At 60.6% G+C, this 25,813-nt stretch carries 21 protein-coding genes and 1 rRNA gene; 12 read left to right on the plus strand and 10 right to left on the minus strand.

Features of this window, described 5'->3' with window-relative positions; genetic code table 11:
- Positions 1-4 precede the first annotated feature (4 nt).
- Positions 5-1,480: a rhamnulokinase gene (locus BDK61_RS19525; protein ID WP_121304249.1), complete on the plus strand. Its 1,476-nt coding sequence runs from the start codon at positions 5-7 to the stop codon at positions 1,478-1,480.
- 5 nt (positions 1,481-1,485) lie between these two features.
- Here the strand turns inward: BDK61_RS19525 and BDK61_RS19530 are convergent, their stop codons facing one another.
- On the minus strand, positions 1,486-2,259 hold the full coding sequence (locus tag BDK61_RS19530; protein WP_121304251.1) for an SDR family NAD(P)-dependent oxidoreductase: 774 nt from the start codon (positions 2,257-2,259) through the stop codon (positions 1,486-1,488).
- 119 nt (positions 2,260-2,378) lie between these two features.
- Here BDK61_RS19530 and dgoD point away from each other — a divergent pair, with 119 nt between their 5' ends.
- The 3 genes from dgoD to BDK61_RS19545 all read left to right on the plus strand — a co-directional run bounded on the left by dgoD (position 2,379) and on the right by BDK61_RS19545 (position 6,088).
- Positions 2,379-3,530 (plus strand): galactonate dehydratase, encoded by a 1,152-nt coding sequence (gene dgoD, locus BDK61_RS19535; protein WP_121304253.1) that lies wholly within the window; start codon positions 2,379-2,381, stop codon positions 3,528-3,530.
- 67 nt (positions 3,531-3,597) lie between these two features.
- Complete coding sequence (locus tag BDK61_RS19540; protein ID WP_121304255.1) at positions 3,598-4,629, plus strand: NAD(P)-dependent alcohol dehydrogenase; 1,032 nt, start codon at positions 3,598-3,600, stop codon at positions 4,627-4,629.
- A 430-nt stretch (positions 4,630-5,059) separates the two neighbouring features.
- The gene (locus BDK61_RS19545; RefSeq protein WP_121304257.1) at positions 5,060-6,088 is read left to right on the plus strand and encodes an LLM class flavin-dependent oxidoreductase; all 1,029 of its coding nucleotides are present in this window, start codon (positions 5,060-5,062) and stop codon (positions 6,086-6,088) included.
- Between the two features lie 275 nt (positions 6,089-6,363).
- Here the strand turns inward: BDK61_RS19545 and BDK61_RS19550 are convergent, their stop codons facing one another.
- From BDK61_RS19550 to BDK61_RS19560, 3 genes are all read right to left on the minus strand, one after another.
- A complete protein-coding gene (locus BDK61_RS19550; protein ID WP_121304259.1) occupies positions 6,364-8,769 on the minus strand; it encodes a DUF2309 domain-containing protein in 2,406 nt (801 codons plus the stop codon).
- Complete coding sequence (locus BDK61_RS19555; protein WP_121304261.1) at positions 8,759-10,246, minus strand: proton-conducting transporter transmembrane domain-containing protein; 1,488 nt, start codon at positions 10,244-10,246, stop codon at positions 8,759-8,761. Before BDK61_RS19555 ends, BDK61_RS19550 begins: the two co-directional genes overlap by 11 nt.
- A gap of 441 nt (positions 10,247-10,687) precedes the next feature.
- Entirely contained in the window at positions 10,688-11,161 is a 474-nt protein-coding gene (locus BDK61_RS19560) for an Lrp/AsnC family transcriptional regulator (protein WP_004965861.1), read from the minus strand.
- 499 nt (positions 11,162-11,660) lie between these two features.
- On the opposite strand from BDK61_RS19560, the gene BDK61_RS19565 reads away from it, so the two are divergent.
- From BDK61_RS19565 to BDK61_RS19580, 4 genes are all read left to right on the plus strand, one after another.
- Positions 11,661-12,701 carry an ABC transporter substrate-binding protein gene (locus BDK61_RS19565; protein WP_121304263.1) on the plus strand — a complete coding sequence of 347 codons (1,041 nt, stop codon included), beginning with the start codon at positions 11,661-11,663 and terminating at the stop codon, positions 12,699-12,701.
- Positions 12,698-13,879 carry an ABC transporter substrate-binding protein gene (locus BDK61_RS19570; protein WP_121304265.1) on the plus strand — a complete coding sequence of 394 codons (1,182 nt, stop codon included), beginning with the start codon at positions 12,698-12,700 and terminating at the stop codon, positions 13,877-13,879. Before BDK61_RS19565 ends, BDK61_RS19570 begins: the two co-directional genes overlap by 4 nt.
- Positions 13,876-15,081, plus strand: coding sequence for an ABC transporter substrate-binding protein (locus BDK61_RS19575; protein WP_121304267.1), 1,206 nt, complete (start codon positions 13,876-13,878; stop codon positions 15,079-15,081). The genes BDK61_RS19570 and BDK61_RS19575 overlap by 4 nt, the downstream gene beginning before the upstream one ends.
- Positions 15,082-15,190: 109 nt before the next feature.
- A complete protein-coding gene (locus BDK61_RS19580) occupies positions 15,191-16,570 on the plus strand; it encodes a sugar porter family MFS transporter (RefSeq protein ID WP_004965853.1) in 1,380 nt (459 codons plus the stop codon).
- Between the two features lie 44 nt (positions 16,571-16,614).
- On the opposite strand, the gene BDK61_RS19585 is transcribed toward BDK61_RS19580, so the two are convergent.
- Together BDK61_RS19585 and BDK61_RS19590 are read right to left on the minus strand one after the other, a co-directional pair.
- Positions 16,615-17,490 carry a fructosamine kinase family protein gene (locus BDK61_RS19585; RefSeq protein WP_121304269.1) on the minus strand — a complete coding sequence of 292 codons (876 nt, stop codon included), beginning with the start codon at positions 17,488-17,490 and terminating at the stop codon, positions 16,615-16,617.
- A 120-nt stretch (positions 17,491-17,610) separates the two neighbouring features.
- The gene (locus BDK61_RS19590) at positions 17,611-17,964 is read right to left on the minus strand and encodes an ArsR/SmtB family transcription factor (protein WP_004965845.1); all 354 of its coding nucleotides are present in this window, start codon (positions 17,962-17,964) and stop codon (positions 17,611-17,613) included.
- 146 nt (positions 17,965-18,110) lie between these two features.
- Between BDK61_RS19590 and BDK61_RS19595 the strand changes: the two genes are divergently transcribed.
- Complete coding sequence (locus BDK61_RS19595; protein ID WP_121304271.1) at positions 18,111-18,614, plus strand: GbsR/MarR family transcriptional regulator; 504 nt, start codon at positions 18,111-18,113, stop codon at positions 18,612-18,614.
- A gap of 8 nt (positions 18,615-18,622) precedes the next feature.
- On the opposite strand, the gene BDK61_RS19600 is transcribed toward BDK61_RS19595, so the two are convergent.
- From BDK61_RS19600 to BDK61_RS19615, 4 genes are all read right to left on the minus strand, one after another.
- Entirely contained in the window at positions 18,623-19,174 is a 552-nt protein-coding gene (locus BDK61_RS19600) for a hypothetical protein (RefSeq protein ID WP_121304273.1), read from the minus strand.
- A gap of 139 nt (positions 19,175-19,313) precedes the next feature.
- Entirely contained in the window at positions 19,314-20,213 is a 900-nt protein-coding gene (locus BDK61_RS19605) for a hypothetical protein (protein ID WP_121304275.1), read from the minus strand.
- 165 nt (positions 20,214-20,378) lie between these two features.
- The gene (locus tag BDK61_RS19610) at positions 20,379-21,812 is read right to left on the minus strand and encodes a hypothetical protein (RefSeq protein ID WP_121304277.1); all 1,434 of its coding nucleotides are present in this window, start codon (positions 21,810-21,812) and stop codon (positions 20,379-20,381) included.
- Positions 21,805-22,554, minus strand: coding sequence for an ABC transporter ATP-binding protein (locus BDK61_RS19615; RefSeq protein WP_121304279.1), 750 nt, complete (start codon positions 22,552-22,554; stop codon positions 21,805-21,807). The genes BDK61_RS19610 and BDK61_RS19615 overlap by 8 nt, the downstream gene beginning before the upstream one ends.
- Positions 22,555-23,002: 448 nt before the next feature.
- Between BDK61_RS19615 and BDK61_RS19620 the strand changes: the two genes are divergently transcribed.
- The 3 genes from BDK61_RS19620 (at position 23,003) to rrf (ending at position 25,530) form a co-directional block, all read left to right on the plus strand.
- Entirely contained in the window at positions 23,003-24,328 is a 1,326-nt protein-coding gene (locus BDK61_RS19620; protein ID WP_121304281.1) for a hypothetical protein, read from the plus strand.
- Between the two features lie 241 nt (positions 24,329-24,569).
- Positions 24,570-25,187, plus strand: coding sequence for a nitroreductase family protein (locus BDK61_RS19625; protein WP_121304283.1), 618 nt, complete (start codon positions 24,570-24,572; stop codon positions 25,185-25,187).
- A 220-nt stretch (positions 25,188-25,407) separates the two neighbouring features.
- A 5S ribosomal RNA gene (gene rrf / locus BDK61_RS19630) occupies positions 25,408-25,530 on the plus strand.
- The last annotated feature ends 283 nt before the right edge of the window (positions 25,531-25,813 follow it).

Raw genomic sequence — 25,813 nt, forward strand, 5'->3', positions numbered from 1 at the left:
TCCCATGAACCACGTCGCAATCGACATCGGCGCGAGCGGCGGGACGGTGTTCCTCGGCGAGGTGACCGAGTCCTCGTTCGCGGTACAGGAGGTCCACCGGTTCGACAACCGACCCGTCGAACGGAACGGCCGCTACGTCTGGGACGTCGACGCGCTGGTCGACCACATCGGCGACGGGCTCCGTTCGGCCGAAGACCGCGCCGACGGCCTCGATACGGTCGGTATCGACACCTGGGGGCTCGACTTCGGACTCCTGTCCGACGGCGAACTGCTCCGGGACCCGGTCTCTTACCGCGACCCCGAGTCGACGGCCACGCGCGAGCAGGTTTTCGAGGCTGTCGGGAAGCGGCGGCTGTTCGACGCGACCGGCATCACGAACTGGAACACACCGAACACGCTGTGGCAACTCCACACTATCGCCGACCGCGAGCCCGAACTTCTCGAAGAAAGCGACGGCTTGCTCATGATGCCACAGCTCCTCTCGGCACGGATAGGGGGACAGCCGGCGGGCGACGTGACGATTGCCTCGACCACACAGATGGTCGATCCCGAGGCGCGGACGTGGGCCACCGACCTGCTCGACGAGCTGTCGGTTCCGATGGACCTGCTCCCGGATCTGTCCGAACCCGGTCAGCGCCTCGGTCCCGTCGACGACACCGTCATTTCGGGCCTGTCTTCGACGCCGGAGATCGTGATGCCGGCGAGCCACGACACGGCGGCGGCCGTCGCCGGCCTTCCGCTGGCCGAGGACGCCGCGTTTCTCAACACGGGGTCGTGGTTCATCCTCGGCGTCGAGCGAGACGAACCAGTACGGACAGACGCCGCCTTCGAGCACGCCGTCTCGAACGAACTCGGCGTCGACGGGACCGTTCGGCTCCTGAAGAACATCAACGGGTTCTTTCTGCTCGAAGAATGCCGCAAAGCGTGGCGCGATGCGGACGATCCAGCCGATTACGATACGTTACTGTCGGCAGCCGAAAAAGCCCCGGCGCGGACCGCACTCGTCGATACGGACGCCGACACCTTCGGCATCGACGAGCCGATGCCTGACCAGATTCGGGCCTACTGTCGACGAACGGGCCAGCCCATGCCGACGGGGCAGGGCGGTATCGTCCTCTGTCTCCTCGACAGTCTGGCGGCGAAGACGGCGCTGGAACTCGACGCGCTCGCGGCAGTCGTCGAGGACCCACCGTCACGTATCGTTCTCGGCGGCGGCGGTGTCAGAAACGAGCTGTTCTGTCAGTTGCTGGCTGACGCTACCGACCGCCCAGTGTCGACTGGCCCAGTCGAGGCGACAGCTGTCGGCAACGTCCTCACACAGGCTGTCGCGGCCGGGACAGTGCCGGACATCGAAACCGGGCGGCAGTTGGTCGAGTCGGCGTTCGAGACGACGACCTACGAACCACAGGCTGGTGGCGAGTGGGACGACGCCAAAGATCGGTTGGCTGCACTGACCGACGATTCGTTGTCCGGGGCCTGACGCTTTTACCGCGAGGTGTAGCCGCCGTCCATCACGACGGTCGACCCCGTCATGTACGACGAGGCGTCCGACGCGAGGTAGACGACGAGCTCTTTCAGCTCCTCTGGTCGACCGAGACGGCCCATCGGCGTGTTCTCCAGCCAGGTCTCCTCCATCTCCGGGTTCTCTTCGAGCACCTCGTCGACGAGTTCGGTCCGCATGTACCCGGGCGCAATAGCGTTGACGCGGACGCCCTGATCGCCCCACTCGACCGCCAGCGACTGGGTCAGCATCCTGACGCCGGCTTTCGTCGTGTTGTAACTGGCCTGTTTCTGTGGGATGTTCACGTCGAACCCCGACATTGAGGAGATGTTGACGATGCGTCCCTCACCGCGGTTGAGCATCTGTTGACCGACGTGTTTGGCACAGAGAAAGACGCCGTCGAGGTTGACCGACACGACCCGCCGCCAGGACTCGACGCTCGTCTCCTCCGCCGGGGAGTTCTCGACGATGCCGGCGTTATTGACCAAGACGTCAATTGGCCCCAAGCGGTCGGTCACGTCCTCGACCATCGCCTCGACCGAGGATTCGTCCGTCACGTCGACCTTCGTCGCGATGACGTCCGTCTCGCCGTCCAGTTCCGAGGCCGTCCGCTCCGCTTTCTCAACGTTCACGTCCGCGATAGCGACGTCGGCCCCCATATCGGTGAGACCGGTCGCCATCTGTTTGCCGAGCCCCTGCGCCGCACCGGTGACGATAGCTGTCTCTCCGTCGAGGGAGAAACTGTCAAGTACACTCATGCGTACGCTTGGTGCTCTGGTAGCCTCCAGCATAAATGTACGGCTATCTCTGCCACACCTTTCCGCGGCCGATATCGGCAGCCAGTCATTACAAGTACTCCCTCACAAATAACATAGCTATGCAAATCACCGATTTCGAACTGTTCGCCGTGCCACCGCGGTGGTTGCTTCTAAAACTGGAGACTGACGAGGGGATCGTCGGCTGGGGTGAGCCCATCGTTCAAGGCCGGTTGGAGACGGTCCGTGCCGCTGTTACCGAGCTTATCGAGGCGTATCTCCTCGGGGCCGACCCGCTCCGAACCGAGTATCATTGGCGGAAGCTCTATCAGAGCGGCTACTTCCGCGGCGGCCCGATACTCATGAGCGCGCTTGCGGGTATTGACCACGCGCTCTGGGACATTAAGGGGCGACACTACGGTGCCCCGGTGCACGAACTACTCGGCGGGCACGTCCGCGATAAGCTACTCGTGTACCAGTGGCTCGGTGGCGACGACCCCGAGGATGTGGCTGTCGCCGCAAGAGAGGACCGGGAACGCGGCTACAGAGCGTTCAAGTTCAATTTCGCCCGGGAGTTTCGGCCGATTGAGACGCCGAATGCTGTCGATCATGCGGTTGAACGGGTGGCCGCAATCCGTGACGCCGTCGGTGACGACGCCCTCGTCGGCGTCGACTTCCACGGCCGCGTCTCGAAACCGATGGCCGCAGATCTCGTTGAGCGACTCGAACAGTTCGATCTGATGTTCATCGATCAGCCACTGCTCCCCGAACACGACGACTCGTTTGCCAGTATCGCAGAGCGGACGACTGTTCCGATAGCGACTGGCGAACGGTTCTATTCCCGCTATGACTTCAAGCGCCTCCTCGTCGACGACGGGGTGTCGATACTCCAACCCGACGTGACTCACGTCGGTGGCATCAGCGAGATGCGCAAGGTCGCATCGATGGCGGAAGCGTTCGACGTGGCCGTCGTTCCGCACTGCCCGCTCGGCCCTGTCGCGTTCGCAGCGAGCCTGCAGGTCGGGTTTTGCGCCCAGAATGTCGTGTTGCACGAACAGGACCTCGATCTACACGACCCGGCGACGAGCCAGCGACTCAAGGTCCTAGAGGACCCGGAGACGTTCCAGTTCGAAGACGGCTACGTCAAACGGCCGACCGGCCCCGGACTCGGTATCGAGATCGACGAGGATCTCATCCGTGAACTGGCACAGACGGAGGTCAATTGGTACAACCCGGTCTGGCACCACGAGGACGGAAGCGTCGCGGAGTGGTAACTGGACACGGTACGAATGGGGCGACCCACCCTGTGTATTTTTATGGCTCTGTTCCGTGCCACCAGGTATGCGAACTGCTGTACTGGTAGAACCAACTGAGTTCGAGCTGGAGGACCGTCCCAGACCGTCGCCCGGCCCCGACGAGGTACTTGTAGCCGTGCGAGACGTGGGTATCTGTGGCTCCGACGTCCACTACTACGAACACGGTCGTATCGGGGACTACGTCGTGGAAGACCCGCTCGTCCTCGGACACGAGAGCGCCGGCGAAGTCGTCGAGGTCGGCGAGAACGTTACTGATCACGAACCGGGGGACCGCGTCGCGCTCGAACCCGGCGTTCCGTGCCGTCGCTGTGCCCACTGCAAGCGCGGCGACTACCACCTCTGTGAATCAGTTCGGTTCATGGCGACGCCGCCACACGACGGCGCGTTCACAGAGTACGTCTCGTGGCCGGCCGATTTCGCCTACACGCTTCCGGAGTCCGTCTCTACAGCTGAAGGGGCACTGTGTGAACCGCTTTCGGTCGGAATCCACGCCTGCCGCCGCGGTAGCGTCGGAACCGGAGATACAGTGCTGATAACCGGAGCGGGACCTATCGGGCTGATGGTGCTTGAGGCCGCGCGCGCCGCAGGCGCGACGGACATAATACTGACCGACGTTGTCAAGGAAAAACTAGAGTTCGCCGAAAAGCGGGGAGCAGACCTGACAGTCGACGTTACCGAGACGGATCTCGATACGGCAGTCGCCGAGTACACGGACGGCGTCGGTGCTGATGTGGTCGTCGAAGCCTCCGGTGCGGAGCCGTCGATCAAGTCGACAATCGACGTGGTCCGTCGGGGCGGCACGGTCGTTCTGGTGGGTCTGGCCAGCGAAGCGGAGGTCCCATTCGACGTGCTGGAACTCATCGACAACGAGGTCGACGTCCACGGCTCCTTCCGGTACAAGAACACCTACGACGCGGCTGTCGACCTGTTGGCCGACGGCGAAGTCGACGTCGAGGGCATAATCGACTTCGAATCCGAACTTGAAGACATCGACGACGCGTTCCGCCGATCCATGGAGCCGACTGTGGTCAAGGGCATGATATCACTTGATTCGTAACCGGCACTGCATTGGGAAGGTTGTTCCCAAAGAAGCGTGATATAATAGCTATACAGATATTACTGAGTATTGGAAGGAATTTCAGCAGGTTCGTTGTACGCACGACCCCGCGACGCGACTCTGAAACAATCATTGAGGCGGTGTATTATCTGAATTGACGGCTTGATATCGCTAAAAGCCCACTGATTTGGGATTCCAGAGGGTTTCGGAAGGTACCCGAGAGATAACTCTCCGACTTTCACACTGCCCAGAGATAGCCAGTAGAGCGAAGTAAGGTATTCTATTTGAGAGAGGCTTTCGCAGAACAGTTGGTTTCCTAGATTTTAGTTATACCCTGGCGGGACGTTCCATCACAGTGGTGTGTCCGAGTGAGATAGCCACGCACTGTGAGTAGCCGAACGGTTAAACCTCGCCACCGTTGTGGGAGGATATGGACCTCTCAATCGTTGACCTCTCTCCGGTCCCAAATGACGGAACTGCGACTGACGCGTATACGAACACCGTCGACGCAGCCCAGCAGGCCGAACGCCTTGGCTATTCCCGGTTCTGGGTGGCGGAACACCACGGGATGGGTCATAAGCTCGCAGGAACAACACCCGAGGTACTGCTCGGCAGCCTCGCCGCCGAAACCGACTCAATCCGCCTCGGATCGGGAGCGGTCCTGCTCAATCACTACAGTCCGTTCAAGATCGCAGAACTGTTCGGTTCGCTCGACGCGCTCGCGCCGGGACGCATCGACGCGGGGCTTGGGCGGGCCAACGGCTCTCCGGCCGTCGACCGGGCACTCGGGACGAACCGACGTGTCCGGAACCCCGACGAAGGCCACGCCGAAAAAATCGAAGCCGTCGTTTCGCACCTCTACGACGGCTACCCGGATGGACACGCGTACAGTGATCTTGAAATCCCCCGGTCAGGTGGGGAGACACCAGTCCCGTGGGTTCTCGGGTCAAGTCCGTCGAGCGCCGCGCTGGCCGGCGAGCTTGGTCTGCGCTACTGTTTCGCCGCGTTCATCCGACCGGGGTTAGCCACCCGTTCCTTCGAGGAATACCGAACCCACTTCGAATCCTCGCAGTTGGCCGGCGGCGTCGACGAGCCACAGGGAATGGTCGCGGTAAACGCGGTCTGTGCCGAAACCGACGAGGAAGCGGCGCGGCTCCGCGCCGTGGCGGAAGCGTCATTCAAGCGGATGGAACGCGGGGTTGTCGGCACGACACCATCTGTCGAGGAAGCAATCGACGAGCTCGGGGCTGTGCCCGAACCGACGCCTGCCACGCTGGATGCCGGTGAGTGGCCGCGGGCGATTTCCGGCAGTCCAGAGACACTCAGCGACATACTCGAACAACTGTCTGACCGTGTTGGCGTCGATGAGGTGATGATTCAGCACGTCGTCGGCAACCACGCTGACGCACTCCGCTCCCACGAGTTGCTCGCAGATGGTGTCGGCCTCACACCACGCTAACCACTTCTATTGGAGTGGAACGGGAACAGGTCACTGTGTTATCATCCCGTACATCTACGTTGTACCAGTAAAATCCCACTCAAAAGCCCGATTTGTGTTTTCTATACGTTAGCTACCGAGTTCGAGTGTATACGCACCCAATTTGAGGGTAGCCAGTGGTATAATCTCCGTCCAAAGCGATTTATAGGTTGAGATTTTATTATATAGATATAAAGTCCACTTTCGAAGGACTAACTGGCCCCAAACGGTTTCAGATACAGCCTGTTCCGACCGACTCAGTCGTCTGCGACTGCAGTGGCGGTCGGTTCTGCTGGGTCAGCTTCGGACACCTCAGACACAGTCGACCACTCCAGATCGCGCTCGTACTGGAAGGCATGGTGGTCCTGCGTGGGGTCGACAACGGTCAGCGAGAGCCAGTTGTTGTCGAGCAGGGTCGCCAGTTCCGCGTGGTCAGCGAGTACGTCGGTGACACGGTCGACCGGAGCGTGAATAACCGTCGAGAGGCGGAGCGGCTGATGGTGCGGGTCGTCGTCGGCCGCCATGAGCGACTGTAGCGGGAGGCCGGTCATCAGGTCGCCGCCGTTGCCCTGGTAGACGCCGACGTTGCCGACAGGGTTGTGAGTCACCTTCGACCCGCTCCCGTAGACGGCGTTATCGACTGTCGAGAAGTAGTACTGGGTGTTGATCCACTGCGTGACGACCATCGGCCCGGTGAGTATCGCCTCCAGCGCCTCGCCGTCAGGGTCGGTCGACCAATCGTAGGAGTGGAGGAAGGCGCGGCCGTCAAGGTCGACATCGCTCGTCAGTTCGCGGGGGCCGATAACGAAGCCGGCGTTGCCAGCCAGGCCCCACTCGGGGCGGGTCTCTGCCCAGTCGGCGGCGCGGCGTTGCGTTTCGCTGACCCCCGACGATGCATCGCTCCCCATTGATTCGGCACGCTCTGCAGCCGCGTTCTCGCGGGCGGTGGCGAGGTTGGCGCGCAACTGCTTGAGGTCGTCGGCGTGGCTCTCAGGCACCTCGCTGTCGTACAGCTCTACTTCGTCGGTCGTCGTGTTGTGTTCGCCGGCGATGAAGACGGTATCTTCAGGGATTTCGAAGCCGCGGTCACGAAGCGCAGACCGGACTTCGGTGTCGTTGCAAATCGTCGCCAGCACGCGGGCGTTCGGGCCGCCGGGGTTGCCGGCGCAGGCACCACAGTCCAGACTCGAATCGTAGGGGTTGTTCGTCGTCTCACTGGCGTGCCCGGTGAAGACGACGAGGCGACTGAACGTCTCCCAGCCCATCAGGTCGAACGCGGTGGCGGCGTACTCGACTTTCTCGTCGGTGGTCAGCCCCACCGGCAGGTCACCAGCGTAGGTGTGCTGGTGGTGGACGAGCGGGTCACAGAACTCGTGGTCGTCGGGCACCGAGCCGTCAGCCGCATCGAACAGGTCGTGCACGCGTCCGGGAACAAGCGTGCGGGCCGCGAGCGCGAGGCCGTACCCGCTCCCAGCAGTTTCGACGAAGCCGTAGGCCGTAGCGGCGTTGGCCTCTAGCGTCTCGATGATTTCGTCGGCGGTGTCACGGATGCCCGACCAGCGGTCGTGGCTCTCCTGCGTGTCGTCGTCGATCGGCACGTCGGTGACGTGGTGCTGTGGATCGAGAATCGGGGGGCAGGCGTCGACCGACACATCGGTGTCGTAGCCCTGATACTCCATTGGAATGCCGAAGAAGCCGGCGTACCCGTGGGTCTCGTAGTCGCCCGTGGCCTCGATGTGGCGGCGGATGATCTCAGAGCGGGTGTCAATACAGAAGACCATCTGTGCGTCCGGGCGGCCCGAACTGTCGCTGTCAGCCAGCGACTGGCTCTCCGCGGCAACGGTCTCGACGAGGTCGCCGCGGTAGCTCGCTTCCCAGGCACGCAGGAACGCCCCGGCGAGTTCGGCAGCCGGGTCCGGGTCGATGCTGTCGTTCGAGGGAGCGAGGGCAGCACCGACGGCGTCTAGCAGGGCCAGACGCGCCGCGAGGTATCCAACCAGTGAAATCGGGTACGTCGACTGCCACGCGCCCTCGTCGTCGGCACGCTGCTTGATGAGTCCCGTCCAGCCAGGGAGAGCGGCCAGTTGCTCCTCGAAGATGGGCACCCACTGATTCTCCGGGTGGGATGCAAGTACGGTCTCGATAGTTTCAATGGGCGATTCAGGCAGCTCAGCGATAATTCCTGCATCCGGGATTTCGCTGTCGTGCTCGGCAACCCCACGGAATGCAGCGTAGAACCCCGCTTCGCGGTTCGGCATCGACCAGTGGGCGCTCCCCTCATCGAGGAATGCTGACAGCCATTTCGTCAGGACCTGATCGACGTGGTCGGTTGCGGTGTCGGAGTCACTGTCCGCGGCATCGGTCGCTTCGGCCATTCGGTCGAGCAATATCTCGGGTTCCTTCTCGTACCCGGCCTCGGAGAGTTCCGCGTCGAGAATCTCCGGGTCTATCTGGCCGCGCTGCAGCGCTGCACGGAACGTCCTCGTGCTGGGGTAGCCACGGCCGCCCAACAGGTCGGCTGCCTGTGTGACCGCCTCGCTGAACGGCTGGTCCTCGAACCCCGCGAGGGGGTTTGCCGTCACGAACGAGTGGATGGGCCAGAGGGAGCCGACGGTGGTCGCAGCGGTGTCGATACTGTCGTGGATGGTGGGTTCAGTACTCATTGTAGTCCTCCGTCGTGGTCAGCACGGTGTCGGCCGATGGCTGGCCGGCGTTCAGCAGCGCCACGTAGAGGCGCTGGCTGCGCTCATGGATCCCAGTCTCGATGCCGATGTAGATGCCGACGAAGAAGACGGCGATTATGCCGTGGAGCAGCGTCAGTTCGGTCGTTATGGGGCCGACAGGCATGAGCCCCGAGACACCCGTATAGACAACAGCATAGACAACGATGGCCGGGAAGAAGACCACTGGGACGGCCCCGTAGCGGGCCGCCATCGGAAGCGAGGTGTGCTGGACGGCGTTGCGCGCCGCATGGAGGGTCGTAAACACCACGAAGAAGGTCAACAGGAGCCCGCTGTCGACATGCGTTCCCTTCCCTGTCAGCACTGTAAACACCGCGCCACCGGCGATGCCAGTCAGCAGCGTGACGACGCCGCCGACGATGCTCGTCGTCATTCCGATAGTGTGTGGCGTCCCCTCACTCGGGGTAGTGTGTTCGACCTGTCCGCCGGCACTGAGGAACTGGTAGGCCTTGTAGAAGCCGTGCAGGATGAGATGGGTGATAGCAGCCCCAAAGAAGCCGAGGCCGGCTTGCATAATCATGAATCCCATCTGACCGACAGTCGAACAGCCGAGCTTACCCTTGATGTCCGTTTGAACTGATTTCAGGAGTTTTCCGCCAATGGCGCTAGCACCGCCGACAGCAACGATGCCGAGCATGAGCGCGGGGTCGACGGTGATGACCGGAGCAAAGCGAGTCAACAGAATGCCGCCCGCATTGACGAACCCGGCGTGCATCAGCGCGGAGGCGGGCGTTGGTGCGGTCATCGAGGAGAGGAGCCAGCCGTGGAACGGAACAAGTGCGGACTGAATCATTGCGGCGAGCACGAGTGCGCCTGCGGCGACCAGCCACACTGGACCGGTAAGCGTGTCGGCAGCCGCCGCAATTCCGGAGACAGTAGTCGCGCCAGTCGCCCACCACAGTGCCGTCAGCGCGACGCCGAGAAGCGCGCTGCTGGCGATGAAGTACTTGCGGGCAACCGTCGCAGCCGCCTGTGCCTGGTCCCAGCCGCTGACGATACCGATGAGTTTCGCCATCAGCAGCCCCATCGCGAGCCACAGCACGCCGAACAGGGCGAGGTGGTCAGCCGCGACCAGTCCCATCACAACCACCGTGAAGCCGAACACGGTGGCGAAAAAGCCGGTTTTGAGGCGACTGCCCGCCAGATAGCGGCGCGAATAGCTGTGAACGATACCGCTGAAGAAGGTGACGACCACCCACATCAGGACTGTCAGTCCGTCGACGGCGACAACGCCGGGTATCTCCCACGCGAACCCAGTTCGGATTCGGACGGCAAGCACAGCAATGCTCGCGGCAAACATCGACCACACGAGCCATGTGAGTGCGACGGGCACGAGCGGCGAGTCAGCCGTCGTGTCCGGGAGTGATCCAACCGTCTTCGGTGAGTTGCGTCCTGACATCGTTGTTCGTGGCCGATCACGGTAATCACGGAATGTGATCGACCGATTCTGGTTGTCTTCACCCCTACTGCGAACGTACTGGTTATTAAATCCTTCTATACTACCAATTTGTTCCAAAAGAAGTAGATTATAGAACATTATGTTTTTGCGTCTGATGCTCCGGCGATAAGCACTACCGTGGTAGCAGCCAGGTACTTCACAGCCTGTGTCGGCAATCTTCTTGGACAGCGGGTCCACTACTCATGTGCACACAGGTTCGGCTCTCAGGAGCGAATTGGATATCGAAAAGGGGCGAGATTACCAAACTGTTCGTTGGGGCAGCTCGAAAATCAGCCGGTGATTGAAGCGCGGCAGTTACTTCGATAACGTGTCAGGCCGTGTAGTCCCGTGGGCGCAGTCGTCCGACAAGCAACTCCGCAACAGCAGCAGCCCCGCTCGCAGCTAGCTCTCGTTCTCGGAATCGAACTTACCGAAGGGCGTCGTCTCGTGACTCCGGACAAGTACTTCGTCGGCCACCGTCAGGCCCATATCGAGAAGTGCCTGCGCAACGGGCGTGATATCGCTATCCGATTCGCCGACAGCCGTCACAAGGAGGTTCTCCTCGCCAGTGACCAGTTCCTGTACCGATACCACACCGTCGATATCGAGGATTTCGGGGATTAAATCGCCTCGCTCGGGAATCGACGCAGTGCAGTAGAGCAACATCCGGAGCGGGTAGCCCGCCTGCTGATAGTCAACATCAGCGCTGTAGCCTTTGATTACCTCGCTGGACTCCAGATGGTTGATGCGCTTGCGGACGGTGCTGTCGGACGTATCGGTTCGCTCTGCGATGTCCCCGGACGACATATTTCGAGCATCTTCCTGTAATGCGTACAGAATTGCTCTGTCCACGTCGTCGATTTCCTCGTCAGCCATACTAGTGTGTCCACAGCAAGGACACTTTACTGTTGTACGTTCCCCCAATAGCGCTGTTGTGGCTGGACCACTGGCGAGGAGATTTCGACGTCCCTTGACACATTGTCAATCGATGGGTCAGACCTGAGTCTGGTATGACAGCACGGAGATTGTACTGTCCATGAGCAGGTCTGAGATGAAAGCGCAGCAAGCGACCAGCAGTTGGGATGGCTGGGCTAAGTCTGTCGCAGGCTTTTGTTTTCAGGCGCGCCTAAATTCCGAAGCAGTTATGTATTTTTAGGCTGGCCTAACATTTATGTCGAGATATGACATGAATCGCGAGGGCCCGACAAGACGTGACTACATGAAGTACAGCGGCGCGGTGGTGGGTGGTAGCTTGCTAGCGGGCTGTGCAGGTCAGTCCGGATCAGAAGCAGCCCCGACACAGACAGGCACAGGAGGCCAATCAACGGCCGAACCGACGACGGCTGAGGATAGATACGCCGTTACGATGTCGCCCATGGGAACCGTCGAGTTCGAATCGGTTCCCCAGAGTGTGTTCACGATACTGGGCCACCACGTGGATATGCTGGTCGCACTCGGTCGAGGGGGTGCGATCAACGCAATGCACGCACCCGAATACCATCAGTCGCTGTATCAGAAGTTCCTCCACCGACTGGAAGGCGTCTCAATCGACTGGGAGGGCCTGTACTCTTCGTGGCCACCGTCAAAAGAGAAGCTGTACGAACTCGATAGCGATGTCCACGTAGCTGACCCGGCGAAGATTGCGACAGCGGAGGGATGGGACAACAACAGCCTCCAGGAGATAGAATCGAACGTTGGCCCGTGGTTTGGGAACACACTCAGCGGCACGCAGCAGGAACCACCGTCAGGGTGGGGCGATGCGTACAAATACTACACGCTCTGGGAAATCTTCGGAAAGATAGCACAGGTGTTTCGGGAGGGTGCCCGGTACGAGGCGCTCGCCTCCGTTCGCAAATCGATGCTGCAGACTATCAGCGCGGGCCTGCCGTCGGAAAGTGAACGGCCGAGCGCGGCACTGGTCCTGTTTTCCACATCCGGGGAGAAAATCTGGGGCTATAAGATGAACCACCCGGGCTACTACGCTGCTCACACCCGCCCGCTGGGTGCGACCGATGCGTTAGCCGATGCTGTCGGTGACGGGTACGGCGACGACGGTCGGAATATTACACTCGACACCGAACTACTTCTCGAAGCTGATCCAGACGTACTGCTCGTCCTCGGGCCAATGGCGGGGTCCCACAATCTCGACGATATTCGGTCACAACTGGCGGACAACGAGGTTACAAGAGAAATCACTGCTGTCCAAGAGGGGCGGATATACGCGCAAGGTGCCCGTCGGCAGGGTCCGATTCTGAACCTGTTCCAGACTGAGATGACCGCGAAACAACTGTACCCCAACCAGTTCGGCGAGTGGCCGGGCTACGTCGACGGTGATCCGTACCCCGAAATCCCCGCCGAGGAACAGCTGTTCGACCGCCAGCGGGTCGCTGACATAATCACGGGTGCGGGACAGTGACTGACGACGAGAAAACGCCGCGTGAACGGCCGACACGTAGGGACTATATCAAGGGTGCTGGGATAATTGCGGGCGGCAGTTTACTCGCCGGGTGTGCCGGCGATGCAGTCTCAGAATCCACCGCTACCGAGGATAAAGCGACAGCCACGGCGACCGAGACGGAATCATATACCGTCTCCATGGAGCCGGTTGGCGACGTTACGTTCCAGACGGTTCCCGAGCGATGGCTTCCCTACGGTGGCGCCTACGCCGATATGGGCGTGGCCCTTGGACAGGCCGATGGCCTCACAGGTATCGGCGGGGGAGATCGCTATTACACGTACGTCTACGATGAGCTTCCCGGTGTTTCCGTCGATCAAGAGACGATTGACGCGAATCCGGAGGTCCGAACGAAAGAGGAATTTTACGAACTCGACAGCGACGTACACCTCTATGACCCACAGATGCTCGTCAACTGGTTCGACTGGTCGCAGTCGGACATCGACGAAATCGCCGAGAACGTCGCTCCGTTCATCGGGAATCTGATATTCCGTCGTTCGGATAACTGGCACGACTACCGGTATTACACGCTCTATCAGGCCTTCGAGAAGGTCGCGGAGGTGTTTCAGGAACAGGCACGGTACGAGGCGTTCAAACAATTACACGACGACTACATCGCGGACCTCCAGAGTCAACTCCCGCCGGCCGAGGAGCGTCCGAACGTCCTCCTCACCTACGAGGGTACCAACGAGCCGGAGTCGTTCTCTCCCTATCGACTGAACGACAAGGGCACGAGCAAGAAGCAATGGCGTGACCTCGGCGTTACTGATTCGCTTGCCGGAACCGATATTGAGAACCTCAGTACGACCAATCGGGGCGAATACGACTACGAAACGCTTCTATCGGTCGATCCAGACGTTATCCTCATCCGCGGCCACGAGCGGAAATCAGCGACTGAATTCCGAGAGACCATCTTGCAGTTCATGCAGAACCACACCGTCGGCAGTCAATTAACTGCGGTACAGAACGAGCGCGTGTATCGCGGTGGCTACCTCCGACAGGGGCCGATTCACAATTTCTTTTTGACCGAACGGGCGGCCCAACAGCTCTACCCAGATATCTTCGGCGACGTGACCTCGGATACCGAACTGTTCGACCGGCAGCAAATCGCCGATATCGTCACGGGTGATTTCGAATGACTGATCCAGATAGAGCGGCGTGCGAATGGCCGACGCGGAGAGATATAGTCAGAAGTAGCGGGGCACTCGCTTTCGGCGGCTTCCTCGCCGGTTGTTCGGGCGAGAATGGTCAGGAGTCTTTGGTGACCGAGGGCAGCGACATGACCACAGCTACCGGAGCGGGCGGTACTGAGACCGATCCAGCGACTTCCGGCGGGGCATATTCAGTGACGATGGAGCCAGTCGGAACCGTCGAATTCGAAACGGTGCCCGAGACAATCGCCCCGTTCACAGCGGACTACATCGATATGCTGGTCGCGCTCGGTCACGGCGACGCAGTACAGTCGATCTGGTACCGTGGACGGTACAAGACGCTGCACTACGAGGAGCTTGATGGAGTGTCTATTGACCTCGACGGGCTCACACAGCTCTGGAACGACGGCGTCTCGAAGGAGCCGTTCTACGAGATGGACGCGGACCTGCACCTCATTGATCCCAACGCGCTTATCGACTGGCTCGGGGCGTGGGATCAGTCTGACCTCACAGAGATTCGGGAGAACGTCGCACCGTTTCTCGGGAACCTCATCTTCCGGCAGACTGACGACTGGCACGACTACCGGTACTACAGCCTGTACGAGGCGTTCGAGAAGGTGGCTGAAATGGTTCAGGAACGGGCACGCTTCGAGGCGATCCGTGCAATCCACGACGAGCTGGTCAAAACGGTGCAGGCTCGGCTCCCGGCGCCAACGGATCGGCCAGACGCCGCGCTCATGTTCGCCGGCGAGGAGCCGGAGGCGTTCACGCCGTACCGGATCAGCGGGAACGGGGCCAACAAAGAACACTTCCAGACGCTCGGCATTTCTGACGCCTTTGCCGATACCGGAGTTGAGGGGTACTCTGGCTCGGAGTCGCTCGATTACGAGACGTTACTGGAGATAGATCCGGACTCACTCCTTCTGCGATACCATCGCGAAGGGAAGACCCGGGAGGAATTCGAGAACTCCGTACTCGCCTCTATGAAAGACCACGAAGTGGGCAGCCAGTTGCGGGCCGTCCAAAATGACATGGTGTTTCGCGGCGGCCCGATCTACGCCGGCCCGCTGCATAACCTATTCATGATCGAACGGTACGCGAAGCGCTACTTCCTAGAGGAGTTCACAGAGACGCACCTGTTCGACCGAGATCACCTCGCGACGATTATCACCGACGGTAGAGACGAATGACGGCACCATTTTCCAGCACAGCCCGTTACAGGCGTCTCCCAGTGGCTCCGCAGTCGTGCGAATAGACTTGGAAAGACTTTTACACAGATTCGAGTTCAATTTTACATAGATGTCCACAGCGACCATACGTAACGTCCTCCGCGGTGACGGCGACCGGTTCGTCTACATCGTCTCCGCGTTAGCCGCATTGAACGGACTGTTGTTCGGGTTCGACACCGGGATCATCTCGGGCGCGTTCCTGTTCATCCAGGACTCGTTCGTCATGTCGCCGCTTGTCGAGGGGATCATCGTCAGTGGCGCGATGGCCGGGGCCGCGGCCGGTGCAGCCGTGGGTGGCCAGTTAGCCGACCGCCTCGGTCGCCGTCGACTCATCCTCATTGCGGCCATCGTATTCTTCGTCGGATCGTTCACGATGGCCGTCGCGCCGACCGTCCCCGTCCTCGTCGCCGGTCGGCTTATCGACGGCGTCGCTATCGGCTTCGCGTCGATTGTCGGTCCGCTGTACATCTCCGAAATCGCACCACCAGAGATCCGTGGCGGACTCACCTCGCTCAATCAGCTCATGGTTACCACCGGAATCCTGCTCTCGTATTTTGTCAACTACGCGTTCGCCGACGCTGGCGCGTGGCGCTGGATGCTCGGTGCCGGGATGGTCCCGGCCGTCGTGCTCGCTATTGGTATTCTGAAAATGCCCGAAAGCCCACGCTGGCTCTTCGAACACGGGCGGACAGACGAGGCCAGAGCCGTGCTCAAGCGAACGCGGTCCGGCGGTGTCGAGCAGGAACTCGACGAGATCCAAGAGACCGTCGAAACACAGTCCGAAACCGGCATTCGGGACCTGCTAGCTCCATGGCTTCGCCCAGCGCTCGTGGTCGGACTCGGACTCGCCGTCTTCCAGCAGATCACCGGTATCAACGCGGTCATCTACTACGCCCCGACAATTCTCGAGTCCACTGGCCTCGGAAATGTGGCCTCGATACTCGCGACAGTCGGTATCGGGACAATTAACGTCGTGATGACGGTCGTGGCAATCATGCTCGTCGACCGCGTCGGTCGACGCCGACTCCTGCTTGTCGGTGTCGGTGGAATGGTTGCAACCCTCGCCGTCCTCGGCACCGTGTTCTACCTGCCCGGGCTTGAAGGCGGCCTCGGCATCATCGCCACGATCAGTCTGATGCTGTTCGTGTCCTTTTTCGCGATCGGCCTCGGTCCAGTCTTCTGGCTCCTGATCTCAGAAATATACCCGCTTTCCGTTCGTGGGTCGGCGATGGGCCTCGTCACCGTCGCCAACTGGGGTGCAAATCTCCTCGTGTCGCTGACGTTCCCCGTCCTGACTGACGGCGTCGGAACCTCTGCGACGTTCTGGCTGTTCGGCCTCTGCAGTCTCGCGGGACTGGTGTTTGTCTACCGCTACGTCCCCGAAACCAAGGGCCGGACGCTTGAGGCAATCGAAGACGACCTCCGGCAGAACATCTCACTGGCTGACTGAGCCGACCATCGGAACGGCCGGCGAAGCCACCGGTTGCGTCTGTTTCACATTCCAAGACGGTCTAACGCACGTTCGAGCCTCGGGAGTTCGTCTTCGCCGAAAAACCGGACGTTCTCCAGCGCGTGAAAGGCGACATACACGTCGCGTCGCTCTTCGAAGTATCCCGCAGGGATGTCGCGGTGTTGTCGGTATTCATCATAAAACGCCGCCCCGATCGAATCCAGTCGGTCGACGTACGCCAGATCAACTTCAGCGTGACCGAAATAGATCGCTGGATCGAGGACGGCCCGAACAGTTCCGTCAGCCACCACAGCGTTTCCAGGATGGATATCGCCGTGCAGCAAGGACGGCGTGGCCGGTTCGACGAGGCGAGCGTCGAGCGTTTCCGCCAGTCGCTGCACTCGGTCGAACTCGCCGGCTGGCAAGGCCCCTTCGTTCCGTGCTGCTGTTGCAAAAGGGAGGAGCCGTTGCGCACGGAAGAAATCGATCCACGAATCGGTCCACGGGTTCGACTGACTGAATGGGCCCGAAAGGGTATCGAACGGAAAGCCGAACGCGTCAGCCGAAGTGTCGTGGAGAGCCGCAACGTGTCGCGCGAGGTCGCGTTCGGCCCGCTCGTCGAATCGGCCGTCGCCGCGAATAAACGACAGTACGAGCAGTTCCGGTTCGACGTGGAGGGCTTCCGGAACCGGGAGAGGCGTGTCACGGTCGAGGTACTGAAGCATTGCCGCCTCGATTCCGAGCGGCGAGTCGTCGACTTTCACCGCCACATCAGGACGGTCGTGAAACGACACACGGTAGACCGACCCGACTTCTCCGCCGTCAAGCGCCGTCGCGTCGTGAACGTCGGCGTTCAGTACGCTCGAAACCCGCTGTAGGACTGTCGCCTTCGTTCGTTTCGCGCCCGTCCCGTCGTCCATATTCAGCGTACGAAAAGCGGTCCAATAGGTCTGTTTGTCTCTGTCTCGGCAGGGGAAACAAAGCTGTCCGAACCTGACTGCAGACTTCCGAGAACAGGCAGTGCTCGAAACGGCTGGATACTACACGGACCGGTCAGCGCTGGCCCCAAACTGCACGACGAGTCGCTCCGTGGCGAGAGCGTACACGGTCATCTCCGTCCCCTTCTCCGAGTACCACGTTTCTGCGGGTTCGATAAGGTCAGCTTCACAGAGGCGGTCGAGGTGATAGGAAACGCTCTGGAGCGAGCGGTCGACTGCGTCCGCGATATCCGATGCTGTCCGCGGGTTATCCCTGACCGCCCCAAGTATCTCCTGAGCGGCCTCAGATGAAAGGATCTGGAGGACATCAGTCGGCTCGGTACCGTTGACTACGATGTTCGTCTGCTCTCGGGGTGCATAGTCAACCGGCGGGTGGTGGGGGAAGACGCTTGCCATGAATTGTAGGGTGGGTAGTGACGGTCGTTTCTATTTGTTCGGCTCAATCCGAACAAACCAATCAAACAGTTTAATACTTACGGAAGCAATAGGCAGAGGTATGACGCAGCAGGGTACGTGGCAAACAGGGCAGCCAGTTCGTATGCATGAGTGATGCTGACAGTTCGGTCGCACGAGAACGCGTCATCGAATCGATGGAGCAATCAGCCGAGGTGTACGGTCTCAGCCGAAGTTCTGGGCGTATTTATGGCGTGCTGTACTTCGCTGCAGAACCGCTCTCTATCCCAGAACTGGTCGACGAAACTGGCTACGCGAAATCGACGGTGAGTAACGTCACACGGACGCTGTCGCGTGTCGGCCTCATCCACCGCAAGTCGTCTGCAGGCGGCGGCAGACGCGTCAGGTTCGAGGCCGAACGCGATGTCTGGTTCATCCTGCAGGACGTGTTCCAGCAATACATCCAGCGGGAAGTCCAGACGACGCTCCGGACCATCCGCCGAGCGGAAGAGCAGGTCCCCCCAGATACTCACGAGCAGGAGCATATCCAGAACCTCCGCGAGACGTACGAAGACCTAGAAGAAATCGTACAGCTCGCGTCGGACTACTCGGCTGCCGAACTCCGCGAGGCGCTCGAAGCGTACGAGCAGTAGTCGCCGCGTTACCAGTAGACCGTATAGGTACACACATCGTCCCCGTTCCGGCGACACGTGTCGCCCGTCTCCTCGATAAAGACGAACGCGTCGACTGGCGCGTACTGCTGGGCAACCCCACGGATGAGGCCACGGTTGAACGGACACGGATACGGGTTCTCACAGGTCACCTCGCCGGTCCGGTCGCCCACGGATTCGAAGCGGTACTGCCCGATGTCTCCGCCACGGTGATTCCGCTGGTAAGCCTCGTCTATGGACCGGAGGCCCGCCGGAACAGTATCAAAGTCGTCCGGCCAATCCGCGACGTGAGGGATCTGTTCGCCGAGTCGGTCGAGGACGTGCGGTTGCAGGTCATCGGCAATCGTCTCGAACGCGTTCAGCCAAGCCTGCTGTGGGTACCACTCGTCAGCCGCTGGTTCGGTGATTCCCTCGGCAGCGAGCGCCGTTAACGCCCGTTCCCGGTACTTATCCGAGAACTTCCCCATCGCCGCCTCGACTATCGTGAGTACGGTTTGCCCGTTGATTTCGACGGCCGGGTCAAACGCGTCGTAAGATGCCATGCTGTCCGGGCGTTCACAGGGAGAAAAATAAAAACCGACCATACACACGGCAGAATCGCACTTTCAGCTCGTGGAGAGAACGCCGAAACGCAGTTGCCACCCTGCTGCCTGCATCCCCAGTCTCGACAACGCCTCGTCGTCACTCTCGCACGGTTCGCAAGGGCGTGACGGCACCACACAGACCGTACGAGATAGCCTTTCCGTACGATGCGCCCCGTGACTGTCCGGCCTCCGCTCCGGTTCCGACCTCGGTGACCCACGCCGGCCGAGTCACTGTCGTCTCGCTCGACTCGAACTGGAAGGAGATGTCGATCGTTTTCGGGTCATCACCTGTCAGTCTGGCCAGAGCAAATTCTGCATACGTCCCCGCGGGCCTCGTCTGGTCCCACGTAACCGTCGCGGAGCGAACGGCAGTCGTGTCACCGGCTGTTCGCACTGTGCCTGTCGCTCCGGTGATGTGGTACGTTTCTCTCCCCTCGTACCAGCCGTTTTTCGGGTTGTAGACGGCCGTCGCCTGAGAGGTGTCGGTATCTCGTTCGTATCCGACGGGGTACAGGCTCATGACGACTACTGACGCCGCTCCCGAGACCTCGTCGGCCACATTCTCTGACTCCTGCTTGACAATGAACGTGACAGCCCCCTCAGTCTGGTTCACCCGGAGGAGTTCTCGATCGGTATCGCTCTGGATCTGTGCTCGTCGGCGGTCGGTACTGCCGTCATCCTCGACAGTGATACGACTGTAGACCGGATCGTCCGATGACGCTTGATACTGTTCTGTTCGGACAGCACCTTCGTCAATGGACAGGTAGCGCCCGCCGTCAGCAGTCACAACACCCTCGAATTCGAGCGCGGTCACACTGTCCGCAACAATCGCTCCCGTCGCCCGGTACTCGTCGGCCTCAGGCACTGTAAACCGCTCATCGACCGGTTGCTTCGAGTGCGGATCGACAGTGGTAAACGGATACACAGCGGCGAAGACAAGCGCGAGACAGCACAGCGCCAGCGCACCGTTGAGTAGCCTCGCGGTACGACGGTCCATATTTCAGTGCCAAGACTGATCAACTAAAGCTATTCGAAAACCGCAGTGAGACCGCTGCTGTCCGTTCGGATTATCCCAGCCGGATTAGGGCACACAGGCAACGGCAAACCCGATGATGATGGCGAGTCGGTGCTGGGGCCGGAGCGGACGAACCCAAGCGGCCACTCACGCCTGCTGATATCGCGTCGACCATTTGGGTAACGACCGACGGTAGAGGGCGACGCCGACAACAGCCATGACGCCACCAGACCCCCCGAGGGCGGCAAGCAGGGTCCCAGACAGCGGCGAGATGGCGAACCCAGCGATAAGGATCGGGACTAGCGGGAGGACCATTGCCGCGCCGAAAACAGCGAACAGGGCCGTATCGAAGAGGAACTCGTTCGGAGAAAGGCCAGTGAGGTACACGGTGGTGCCGAAGATGTAGCAGGCAACGCCGACGAGCAGGACGCCTCCGACAGCCGCCTCGGCGACCGACCCGCCACGCCAGACGAGTGCGAGTCCGTAGAACGCGAGTCCAACTAGCGGGCCGAGCAGGAGGAATGCCCGGAATTTCCCCACAAAAACGGCTTTCACAGAGAGTGGATGGGCGAAATACAGGCTCACGTCATCGGATTGTGTGAGCCAGTTGTAGGTTGTAAACCCAGAGAGCCCGAGAATCGCACCGAATGAGATACCAGTGGACGGCGGCACACCCGTAATCTGTCCGGCGAAATCGACCAGCGCGGCGGTGACACCGAACAGCACCGCCGCCGAAAAGAGGACTTTCCCGAACCCGCCAGCGCTCCGGTGGATGTCAAGCAGGCTCTTGGTCGCAACTGGGTCACCGATCCGTCGCCACCAGCGGCGGAAGGCCGGTGTGACCGTTCGAGCGGGGCGGGGGGCGGTCGCATCGAAGGTCCCGGCGCTGAGCAGAAAGACGACGAGGATACTGGCACCCGTAGTTCCGGCCCGCACAGGGGTCTGGGCGAGAAACAGACCGTAGGGGGTGTAGAAGACGATATCGACACCACTTGCCAGCGCTGCACCGACGGTGACGAGTGGGGCCGCGAGTAGCGCCAGTCCGGGAACGCCACGGCCAGCGAGGCCGAGGGCCGCAATCGTCGTGCCCATTCCGAGGACGAACGTCAGTGCGAGGGTCGTCCACAGAAGTGGGACCGTCTCAGCTACGAGGAGAGGCCCGGCGGCTCCGCTGACTGCAAGCACCGTTCCGAGGGAAATCGGCAACAGGAACAGCACTGCGTAGTAGACACTGTCCTTGACGACGAACAGTCCCAGCAGCGTGTTCTGCGATAGCGGGAGCGTGCGAGCCGAAAAGACCAGCAGCGTCACATCACCGAGGAGGTTCCGGAGAGCATCCCGTCCCACAAAGCCGATGGACCCCGTGTGGAGACCAAAGACGAACACCAGTGCGTGGAGGCCGGCGAACACGGTTTTCGGCTCGGTCCCGGTAACAGCAAGAAGCTTGGCCGCGGCTCCAGCGAGCAGACAGATAAACACCGGAAACAGGGAGAAGTGACTGCCGCGGAAGAGCCGACTGTGGAGTCGCCACTCCTCCCGGAGCATCTCGACAAACACCCTTCGCGCTCGTCCGTCACTCATGTGTCAGCGATTTCGGTCCCTGGTCCACTGTTGCGTCAACGTTGTCCAGAAACACGTCGAGGAGCGTCACATCAGCGTCGAGTTCTGCCGGCCGGACATCAGCGACGAGTTCGCCGCCGTACATGATACCGACCCGCGAGCAGAGTTCGGCAGCAACGTCTACGTCGTGTGTCGTAACAATAATCGTGTTGCCGTCGTCCCGGTACGAGCGCAGGAAGCGCTTGACCCGCTCCTGAACGATTGGGTCGAGATTGGCCAGCGGTTCGTCGATGAACACGACATCCGGCTCGTGGAAAAACGCGCCGGCGATCATCACTTTCTGCTGTTGGCCCCGCGAAAGGTCCGAGGACAGCGTGTCAAGTTTCGCGGTGAAGCCGAGACGGTCGGCCCACGACTCGGTCTGCGCTGTTACCGTGTCGTCGGACATATCTCGGATAGCACCGACAAAGTCGAAGTACTCGCGTGGCGTCATGAAACTCGGCGGTGACTCTTTTTCAGGGAGAATCCCCGCTCGTTCGCGGACCGCTGTTGGCTGCGTTGCCGGGTCGACACCGAGTACTGCTGCCTGTCCACTATCCGGACTGAGCTGCCCGGTGAGTATTTCCATTGTGGTGGTCTTGCCGGCCCCGTTCGGCCCGAGCAGTCCGAAGAACTCGCCATCGTCGATGCTGAGCGAGAGGTCCGCTATCGCGGTCATGTCGCCGTAGGCCTTCCGAAGCGACTCGATCTCGATTGCTGTCACGGCGTTCTTCCGACCATCGTAGTTCTGTCCGTATAAGCTATTATACTAGATAAGAACATTCCAGATAGTCTGACAGCGGTTTCGGGGACACGTGCATCTAAATTGACGAATCTGTGCCCTGCAGTATCGACCTCATCGCCGGCGGGACCACGTTTCTGACCATTGACCGCGAACGTAACAGTGGATTCGACAGTTCCACTGGACGCCTCCCGATGTGGTCGAGTGGGCGTCAGGGATGCTCGACGAAGCAGCGACGGCGTCTGCTCCGCCCAACGACCACGCTGACACCGCCGAAAGTTGAATCTGGCCGGCATAGCGGACGCGATATGTATTGAGCGGCATACTTGTCAGATATGTATCGGCCGAACTGTCACCTGTAGTCCGTGTTTGTATAACCATTCTTTGAGTAATCGATATCTCTTAACACATGACAGGATAGATATGCGACATGGCCCCGCATCGACTCCACCACCTCGCCCTCCTCTGTCTGGTCTGTGTGTCGCTCCTCTGTACCGCCATGCCAGTCGGCGCAGCGCCCCCGCCAAGGCCGCTGTGTGACGCCTGCGGTGACACCTTTGAATCGACGGCCGAGTCTCACGGTGTGTCGGTCACTGTCACACACAGCAATGCAACCGTCGCCGTCAACAGCAACGGAACCGCAACGTGGGTCGTCCACAATCGTCTGTCTAACGCAGAAGGTGTTGCACAGCTTCGAGCAAACGAGAGCATCCGGACCGCTATCGCCGACAGGGCGATGTGGGACACCGAACTCCTGAGCGCGAACGTGTCCGGCGATGGCGTCATAACGCTACGGTACCGCGAGGCCGACTTCGCTCAGCAGTCCGTCGGCGGGACAGTCCGGACTGGCGAGTTTACTGAAGCCTACGGCTATCGAAACCTCAATGGCCTCGGTGCTGATCGGCTCGTCGTCGTTGCTCCCGACGGGATGCGAGTCGAGCGAGCCATCGACGGCGCAACCGTCTCAGACGACGGACAGCGGATGACGCTGACCGAACTCAACGACGGGCGTATCGTGACGTTCGTTCCCCGTGACACGGCCGTTGGGCCGCTGTTGAGTCTACTCGCGGTCGGAGCACTGCTCGGACCCGTGATGGCGGTGAAGGCGCTCGCATACACCACGCTCCCCGCAGCGGTGTTTACCCTCTTGATCGGCGCTGCCGCCGGGGGTGTCGCCCGGCTTGATTGGGACTTGAAACGCGTCCGGGACTCCGCGGGCATCGTCTTCGCCGGCGTGGGCGCGCTAGCGACTGTTCTGTCGCTTCTTGGATCGACGGGCGTTTTGCGGTTGGGTGGCATAGCGGCACCGCTGTTCGGCGGTGGCACCGCGCTGTTCATCTGTGGCATCGCACTGTCACAGCGGCGCGTCCGTGAGCGCACGAGCTATCGGACGGTCGTTGGCGGCGCAGTAGTCGGCGCAGGCATCGCGCTCGGAGTGACGATAGCGGCGGCGCCGATGGTTGTCGGGGACGGGTTCACGTTCCCGGTGTCAGCGCTGTTGGTTCTTGGACCTGCGTTTGTGCTTCTCCCGGCCGGGTACGCAGTCGGCCATGGGAACCGCCGGCTGGCGTTGAAGACCGCCGCCATCGGGTTCGTGCTGTCGATGCTACCAGTCCTCCCGATACTGCCTGCGCCGTTTGGACTGGGCGTGCTTTTCATCCCTATCGCAACGGCCAGCGCTGCTGCCGTTGCTGTCGCCGGTCTCCCTCTCTTCCTTGCCGGCGTTTCGCTCGGCGTTCCCTCATCTGGCTGTTGACCAGTTCTCTGGCGACAACCGCAGTGCAAACACGCCATTCGGTTCGGCTCTGAGTAGACCGGTTTAGACGTGTCAGGACAACGTGGGCGACCACGGCCGTGCCCTGATTTGATCGGCAGTGTGTTCCCGCGTTACTCTATGCCATATTCTTTGATAATTACCCGAGGATAGCATCGATGTTACCTGGTTGTGCTTATGTTGCCATTAGTACATAAGCGCGTGAACCGAACAGAAATATACGATGTCACAGACGAATACTGGTCACAAGCTCGACGATGAAGTTGCTGAATACCGTGACCCCGTCCACAACGTCGACCCGCTCTTTGTCAATCGCTGGTCGCCGCGTGCGATGACTGGTGATTCGCTTGCTGAAGATGCCCTCCATTCGTTGTTCGAAGCCGCACGCTGGGCCCCGTCCGCGTTCAATAACCAGCACTGGCGGTTTGTTTACGCCACCCGCGAAGACGACGAGTGGGACTCCTTTCTCGACCTGCTGAACGATGCCAACCGCTCGTGGGCACGCGACGCTAGCGCGCTCATCGCCGTCTTCTCGAAAGTCACCCTCGACCACAACGGCGAAGCTGCTGTGACGCGCTCTTTCGATACCGGCGCTGCGTGGCAGAATCTCGCTCTCGAAGGCGCTCGGCGCGACCTGGCTGTTCATCCAATGGCAGGCTTCGACTGGGACCGGATTCACGACACTCTGGGCGTCCCCGAAGACGAATTCGACGCCGAGGCGATGGTCGCTGTCGGTGAACGCGCCGATCCCGAGACGTTGCCTGACGACCTCAAAGAGCGTGAAGAGCCGAGCAATCGGAAGCCGCTCGACGAAATCGTCTTCAGCGGCCGGTTCGAGTGAGCGAGCAGGTGCGTTCTGCACCCAGCTGAGAGCGTAGCGAAACCCAGGTATCTCTTCGTTACCGCCAACCATGGACAGGGAGTCGGCACCCTGAAACAGAGCGCTGAACCGAGTCGTATCGTGCGCCCTTCGGTGCTGTGCTAGTGAGTGCCGAACTGTGTTCGAGTAGCTCTCGTCTCCAAGTAGCTACGCTTATAACTGTGGCCACGAGAGGTATCGTATAGGCGGCCACAGCGGCGGGGTTGCCTCCCGTACCCATCTCGAACACGGAAGATAAGCCCGCCAGCGTTCCGGGGAGTACTGGAGTGCGCGAGCCTCTGGAAAATCCGGTTCGCCGCCACCATTCATACCTGATTTGAGTTCCAGTGAGCGACGCGGCTTTGCTGTAGCTCGGCTTGAAATCCTCCTAAATTCGGTAAGCACTACCAGACAGTTCTGCCGTTGCGTATCGAAGTGTTCGCAGCGACATCGTTAGTCTGTCGCCGTCGATGCTGCGAAACAACGAACGGTCAGTCGCTCGCGGGGCAGGCACAGCGGCCATATCGCTCACAGAGTGAATGGGCTCTGTGGTCATGCGTAACGCACAAGTTCTGTTTTGAGTCTTGAGCACTTACTTAGTGGTGCTG

The sequence above is a fragment of the Haloarcula quadrata genome (assembly GCF_003634715.1).
GTDB classification, from domain to species: Archaea; Halobacteriota; Halobacteria; order Halobacteriales; family Haloarculaceae; genus Haloarcula; species Haloarcula marismortui.

Excerpts from the sequence above, each read along its gene's own strand:
- BDK61_RS19595 (WP_121304271.1), top strand. The coding sequence starts at position 18,111 with ATGAGTGATGCTGACAGTTCGGTCGCACGAGAACGCGTCATCGAATCG.
- BDK61_RS19540 (WP_121304255.1), top strand. The coding sequence starts at position 3,598 with ATGCGAACTGCTGTACTGGTAGAACCAACTGAGTTCGAGCTGGAGGAC.
- BDK61_RS19575 (WP_121304267.1), top strand. The coding sequence starts at position 13,876 with ATGACTGATCCAGATAGAGCGGCGTGCGAATGGCCGACGCGGAGAGAT.
- BDK61_RS19605 (WP_121304275.1), bottom strand. The coding sequence starts at position 20,213 with ATGGACCGTCGTACCGCGAGGCTACTCAACGGTGCGCTGGCGCTGTGC.
- BDK61_RS19610 (WP_121304277.1), bottom strand. The coding sequence starts at position 21,812 with ATGAGTGACGGACGAGCGCGAAGGGTGTTTGTCGAGATGCTCCGGGAG.
- BDK61_RS19530 (WP_121304251.1), bottom strand. The coding sequence starts at position 2,259 with ATGAGTGTACTTGACAGTTTCTCCCTCGACGGAGAGACAGCTATCGTC.
- BDK61_RS19620 (WP_121304281.1), top strand. The coding sequence starts at position 23,003 with ATGGCCCCGCATCGACTCCACCACCTCGCCCTCCTCTGTCTGGTCTGT.
- dgoD (WP_121304253.1), top strand. The coding sequence starts at position 2,379 with ATGCAAATCACCGATTTCGAACTGTTCGCCGTGCCACCGCGGTGGTTG.
- BDK61_RS19600 (WP_121304273.1), bottom strand. The coding sequence starts at position 19,174 with ATGGCATCTTACGACGCGTTTGACCCGGCCGTCGAAATCAACGGGCAA.
- BDK61_RS19585 (WP_121304269.1), bottom strand. The coding sequence starts at position 17,490 with ATGGACGACGGGACGGGCGCGAAACGAACGAAGGCGACAGTCCTACAG.
- BDK61_RS19625 (WP_121304283.1), top strand. The coding sequence starts at position 24,570 with ATGTCACAGACGAATACTGGTCACAAGCTCGACGATGAAGTTGCTGAA.
- BDK61_RS19565 (WP_121304263.1), top strand. The coding sequence starts at position 11,661 with ATGGGAACCGTCGAGTTCGAATCGGTTCCCCAGAGTGTGTTCACGATA.
- BDK61_RS19560 (WP_004965861.1), bottom strand. The coding sequence starts at position 11,161 with ATGGCTGACGAGGAAATCGACGACGTGGACAGAGCAATTCTGTACGCA.
- BDK61_RS19590 (WP_004965845.1), bottom strand. The coding sequence starts at position 17,964 with ATGGCAAGCGTCTTCCCCCACCACCCGCCGGTTGACTATGCACCCCGA.
- BDK61_RS19545 (WP_121304257.1), top strand. The coding sequence starts at position 5,060 with ATGGACCTCTCAATCGTTGACCTCTCTCCGGTCCCAAATGACGGAACT.
- BDK61_RS19580 (WP_004965853.1), top strand. The coding sequence starts at position 15,191 with ATGTCCACAGCGACCATACGTAACGTCCTCCGCGGTGACGGCGACCGG.
- BDK61_RS19555 (WP_121304261.1), bottom strand. The coding sequence starts at position 10,246 with ATGTCAGGACGCAACTCACCGAAGACGGTTGGATCACTCCCGGACACG.
- BDK61_RS19550 (WP_121304259.1), bottom strand. The coding sequence starts at position 8,769 with ATGAGTACTGAACCCACCATCCACGACAGTATCGACACCGCTGCGACC.
- BDK61_RS19525 (WP_121304249.1), top strand. The coding sequence starts at position 5 with ATGAACCACGTCGCAATCGACATCGGCGCGAGCGGCGGGACGGTGTTC.